Origin of the sequence: Corallococcus sp. CA041A (assembly GCF_003612075.1) — a bacterium.
Taxonomy (GTDB): domain Bacteria; phylum Myxococcota; class Myxococcia; order Myxococcales; family Myxococcaceae; genus Corallococcus; species Corallococcus exiguus.
Genome location: NZ_RAWF01000423.1, coordinates 1 through 4,882 on the forward strand (window position 1 = coordinate 1; position 4,882 = coordinate 4,882).

The window sequence follows — 4,882 nt, forward strand, 5'->3', positions numbered from 1 at the left end:
TCCGTTTCGGCCGGAGCACACGCACTCGCGGCCGTTTGCTCCCCGCCATGGCGATTCATGCTCGCACAGCAGCGCTTATGCATCCTTTGGATGCATCAGAATCGTTAATTTTTTCTCATCCCCTCAGTGCTGCGAGCGCGGGTGCAGCGCCTGCACCTGGCGCACCTGCTGGCGGCTGTTGAGCGGAAGCGCCGGCAGCGTGAGCTGATCCAACTCACGCGGACCGATGACCTGCACCACGTCCTTGCGGAAGAACAGGTCCAGCGTCCAACCCATGGCCACGCGCACCTTCGTCTCCAGCTTCGGCAGCTTGAACAGGTAGACGGTGCGCCAGAGCACCCACGCGAAGGTGCCGGAGAACTTCAGCCCCAGGATGCGCGCCACGCCCGAGCGCTGGCCAATCGTGGCCAGCTGCCCCAGCATCCTGTATCGGAACGGCTTCCCCGGCTTCCCCTTCAGCGCCGCGCACACGTTGCGCGCCACCGTCACGCCCTGGCGAAGCGCGTGCTGCGCGGTGGGCGGGCAGGGCTTCCCTCCGTTGGTGACGTCCGGCACCGACGCGCAGTCACCCAGCGCCCACACGCCCGGGAAGCCCGGCACCTCCATGCGCTCGTTCACCTTGAGCCGCCCGCGCTCCTTCTCGCACGGCAGCGTCGAGAGCAGGGACGGCGGCGTGACGCCCGCGGTCCACACCACCGTCTTGGTGGGCACCACCGTGCCGTCCGGGAGCTCCACGCCCGCCGCCGTCACGTCCCTCACGCGGACTCCGGTGCGCACCTCGATGCCGTGCTCGATGAGCTTCTTGCGCGCGTACGCGCCCAGGTCCTCGCCCAGCTCCGGCAGCACCTCCTTGCCGCCGTGCACCAGCATCACGCGCACGTTGGCGTGCTGGATGTTGGGATAGAAGGGCAGGGCGCCGTGGATGAAGTCGTTGATGGCGCCGGCTGTCTCCACGCCCGCGAAGCCGCCGCCCACCACCACGAAGGTGACGATGGCGTTGCGCGTGCCCGTCGCGACGCAGTCCGCGTCCGCCTCCTCCAACCGGTCCACCAGGCAGTTGCGCAGGAGCATCGCGTCGCCCAGCGTCTTCATGGTCAGCGTGTAGTCGCGCGGGCCCGGCTTGCCGAAGAAGTTCGTCTCCGAGCCCATGGCCAGCACCACGGAGTCGTACTCCAGCGTGTGGCTGTGGCCGTCCAGCCCGCCGTGCGCCACCGTGACCCGCTTCGTCTCCAGGTCCAGCCCGCTGACGTCGCCCTCCACGAACGTCAGGCGCGGCAGCAGCTTGCGCAGCGAGATGACGATGGCGGTCGCGGTCAGGTCGCTCGCCGCCACCTCATGGAGCATGGGCGTGAAGAGGAAGTAGTTGTCGCGGCTGACGAGCGTCACCTCCACGTCGTCCCGCTTCCCCAGCTGCCGCTCCAGGTGCAGCGCCGCGTACATCCCCGCGAAGCCGCCCCCCAGGATGAGCACCCGCTTGCGCGGCGGCGGCGCGTCCACGCAGAGCCCTTCCTTCTTTTCGTCCGCCCTCATGCCCGCCTCCTCACGGCGCGAAGAACACCCACCCCCAATGTCGGGGCGCTCGCTCGCATCCGCATCCCGGGCCGGCGGGGGCCTGTCCGTCCGCTCGCCCTAGGGGTGGTTCGGGTGCATCCGGTGCCGCCACGTCGTGCGCTGTGAGGTGTAGCGGGGGTTCTCGAAGAGTTTGATCAGCACCATGCCCGCCACGAACCCGCCGATGTGCGCCCAGACGGCGACGCCACCGGACACCTCCGGCCTCAGCGTCATCAACTGCGGCAGGCCGGTGATGACCTGGAGCACGAACCACCACACCAGCACGGCCCACGCGGGGATGGGGAAGACGCGGATGAGGATGAAGATGATGAACAGCATGTTCACGCGCACGCGCGGGTAGAGCACCAGGTACGCGCCCAGCACGCCCGCGATGGCGCCAGACGCGCCCACCGTGGGCACCGGCGAAGTGGGGTCCACCGCCACGTGCGCGGCCGCCGCCACCAGCCCGCACACCAGGTAGAAGACGAGGAAGCGCAAGCGCCCCATGCTGTCCTCGATGTTGTTTCCGAAGACCCAGAAGAACAGCACGTTGCCCAGCAGGTGCCCCCAGCCGCCGTGCAGGAACATGGACGTGAGCGGCGTGAGGCGGTTGATGGCCTCGTTGTCCACCACGCACGCGAGCCCGTCCCCCAGCGGCACCGCCTGCCCCATTGGCGCGCGGCCGGTGAGCTCCCCGGGCACCATGCCCAGCTCGCAGATGCTGGTGGCCAGCGCCACCACGTTGAAGCCCGCGCCCTGGAAGAACACCCAGGTGAGCCCCAGGGCCGCGAGCAGCAGGTACGTCATCACCGGGGTGCGCAGGGTCGGGTTGTCGTCGCTGATGGGAATCATGTCCGCCCGCCAGCATGGCCTCGCCACCAGCCCCCCGGACGGCTTCGTGCGCACGGATGTGCGACGCCGGACGCATCACCAGAAGGCGGCCGGGCTCTAGCCAAATGAAGGTTGCCTGCTGGAGGTAACCCTCTTCCGGACGCGCCTGGACTTGGCTTCCAGGCCCGCACCGGGCGACATTCCGCAACCGCCTTCTCTTTCATGGAGTCCGGAGCAATGAATCCCTCGAAATCGTCCCGCGCCTCGGCGCTGCTCGTGGTGTCCGCCCTCGCCCTCGCCTTCAGCGGCTGCGCCGCGCGCCGTCAGCAGGCGTACCTGGAGGACAAGGCCATGGGGCACGTCTACCGCAAGCCCATCGCGGAGGTGTGGCCGGCGGCCCTGGCCCTGGTCAAGGAGAAGGGCTTCTCCGTGACGAACACGCAGACCGGCTTCGAGACCACGACGGAGTGGCTGATGACCAGCGCTCCCTCCTCGCTGGGCACCTCCTACGCGCGCTACCTGGTGCGCGGCTTCGAGCGGGGGCCCGGCCAGTCCGCGGTGGAGTTCCGCCGCCAGGACCGCTCCGAGTCCCGCGCCGCCGACAGCACCGACGGCCGCGCCAAGGAAACGGGTGAGTCCTCGGTGGGCGCCGGCGCCTCCCAGATGCGGCGCGACTCCGAGCTGGAGTGGGAGCTGCTCCAGAAGGTGGACCCCGACGCCGCCTCCGCCCTCAAGGCCGAGGCGAAGAAGGTCGAGTAGCCCCCCACCCACCGTCACCGAGCAGGGGCTGCCGCCCGAGCGACACCGGACGTCAGTCGCGCAGCGGCAGCTCCACGGTGAGGCCGTCGAAGGCCACCTCCACCGGCCCCTTGAACGCCTCACGCGCCTGCGTGAGCAGCCGTCCGGGGTCGGTGTCATGGCGGCTGGACAGGTGGGTGAGGATGAGCCGCCTCGCTCCCGCGTCCTTGGCCACCTGGGCCGCCTCCCGCGCGGTGGAGTGCCTCGTCTCCAGCGCGCGCGCCTGCTCGTCGTCGGAGAAGGTGGACTCGTGCACCAGCAGGTCCGCGTCCTTCGCCGCCTGCACCAGCGACGGGCACGGCCGCGTGTCTCCGGAAATCACCAGCCGCCGCCCGGACCGCGACTCGCCCAGCACGTCCTCCGGCTTCACCACGCGCCCGTCCGGCAGCGTGATGGATTCACCCTTCTGCAGCTTGCCAAAGGAAGGCCCCTCCGGCACGCCCAGCTCCCGCGCCTTCTCCAGGTGGAAGCGCCCCGGACGGCCGTCCTCCGCCAGCACGTAGCCCAGCGCGTGGATGCGGTGGTCCACGCCCACCGCATGCACGGTGTAGCCATTGCGGCGCACCGAGTCCCCGTCCTTCAGTTCGTGGATCTCCACCGGGAAGGCCAGCGACTCCAGCCCCAGGTGCACGGCCTGATGCAACAGCCGGCGCGCGGGAGGAGGCCCGTACAGGTGCATGGGCTCGGTGCGGCCCATCATCCCCAGCGTGCGCAGGAAGCCGATGATTCCCAGGTAGTGGTCGGCGTGGAAGTGCGTGAAGAACGCCGCGTCCACGGTGAAGCCCGTGCCGAAGCGCACCATCTGCCGCTGGGTGCCTTCGCCGCAGTCGAACAACAGCAGATCCGCGTCCGCCTTCACCGCCAGACCGGAGAGGCCGCGATGCAGCGTGGGCTGTGCGGCGGAGGTGCCGAGGAAGGTGAGCCTCAGTAGGGACATGCCAGCGCTTCCCACGTCGAGAGTGGCCTCCTCGCACGCGCGGAATCTGCCTGCGCGCGAGCGTTCCCGGGGGCATTTACCAGGGTGCGAGGGGGCGTGCTATGCAGCCGGCCCTTTCGGACCCTCCCCCATGCCTGATTCCCTGACGGTCGGCCCCACGGCCGACCCCCGCCGAGTGAAAGCCCAGGACGGCCGCCTGCTCACCGTTCCTGACGGCTGGGCCCTCCTCCCCCCCGGCGACGCCGGCCTCACCCGCCGCGTGAAGGCCGCCGGCCCCTCCTGGACCGTGGTGGAGAAGGTGGGCCGCAAGCTCTTCTCCCGGGGCGTGTGGGCGCCGGAGGCCCACATCGTCCACGCCCGCGCCGCCCTGGACGATGAGCGCGCCACCCCCGCCTACGCCAAGAAGCTGGCCCAGGGCCGTGAACGCCGCGCCAAGGAGCAGGCCGAGTACGAGGTCGACTTCGCCAACGCCGTCCTGCGCTTCCTCGCCTTCAGCCCCGCGTGGCTCCCCCACGCCAAGCGCCTGGCCGTGATGGTCGCCGGCCACGCCACCCCCGTGGGCAGCGGCACCGTCGCCCGCACGGAGCGCATCCCCATTGAAAGGCGCGCGGAGGCCGCCGTCATCGCCTGGATGCGCCACCAGACCACCGGCTACGACGACATGCGCATCCAGCGCGTGAAGGGCGCCCGCCGCGAGGTGCGCCGCGAGCTGGCGGAGGTGTCCCGCGCCATCCTGGACCTGCACCGCCGGGACGCCCCCCACGC

General features: G+C 70.4%; 5 protein-coding genes. 2 read left to right on the plus strand and 3 right to left on the minus strand.

Features of this window, described 5'->3' with window-relative positions; translation table 11 throughout:
- Nucleotides 1–123 precede the first annotated feature (123 nt).
- Together D7V77_RS40185 and D7V77_RS40190 are read right to left on the minus strand one after the other, a co-directional pair.
- A complete protein-coding gene (locus tag D7V77_RS40185; protein ID WP_120581471.1) occupies nt 124–1,530 on the minus strand; it encodes an NAD(P)/FAD-dependent oxidoreductase in 1,407 nt (468 codons plus the stop codon).
- Nucleotides 1,531–1,629: 99 nt separating this feature from the next.
- Nucleotides 1,630–2,403, minus strand: a complete 774-nt coding sequence (locus D7V77_RS40190) for a rhomboid family intramembrane serine protease (protein WP_120581472.1) — start codon at nt 2,401–2,403, stop codon at nt 1,630–1,632.
- Nucleotides 2,404–2,619: 216 nt separating this feature from the next.
- Between D7V77_RS40190 and D7V77_RS40195 the strand changes: the two genes are divergently transcribed.
- Complete coding sequence (locus tag D7V77_RS40195) at nt 2,620–3,141, plus strand: hypothetical protein (RefSeq protein WP_120581473.1); 522 nt, start codon at nt 2,620–2,622, stop codon at nt 3,139–3,141.
- 52 nt (nt 3,142–3,193) lie between these two features.
- Here the strand turns inward: D7V77_RS40195 and rnz are convergent, their stop codons facing one another.
- Nucleotides 3,194–4,117, minus strand: a complete 924-nt coding sequence (rnz, locus tag D7V77_RS40200; protein WP_120581474.1) for a ribonuclease Z — start codon at nt 4,115–4,117, stop codon at nt 3,194–3,196.
- A 130-nt stretch (nt 4,118–4,247) separates the two neighbouring features.
- Here rnz and D7V77_RS40205 point away from each other — a divergent pair.
- A partial coding sequence (locus D7V77_RS40205; protein ID WP_120581475.1) for a DUF2293 domain-containing protein occupies nt 4,248–4,882 on the plus strand: 635 nt, incomplete at its 3' end.

What these genes read in the sequence shown, in the direction of transcription:
- D7V77_RS40190 (WP_120581472.1), bottom strand. Translation starts at nt 2,403, where the DNA reads ATGATTCCCATCAGCGACGACAACCCGACCCTGCGCACCCCGGTGATG.
- D7V77_RS40185 (WP_120581471.1), bottom strand. Translation starts at nt 1,530, where the DNA reads ATGAGGGCGGACGAAAAGAAGGAAGGGCTCTGCGTGGACGCGCCGCCG.
- D7V77_RS40195 (WP_120581473.1), top strand. Translation starts at nt 2,620, where the DNA reads ATGAATCCCTCGAAATCGTCCCGCGCCTCGGCGCTGCTCGTGGTGTCC.
- rnz (WP_120581474.1), bottom strand. Translation starts at nt 4,117, where the DNA reads ATGTCCCTACTGAGGCTCACCTTCCTCGGCACCTCCGCCGCACAGCCC.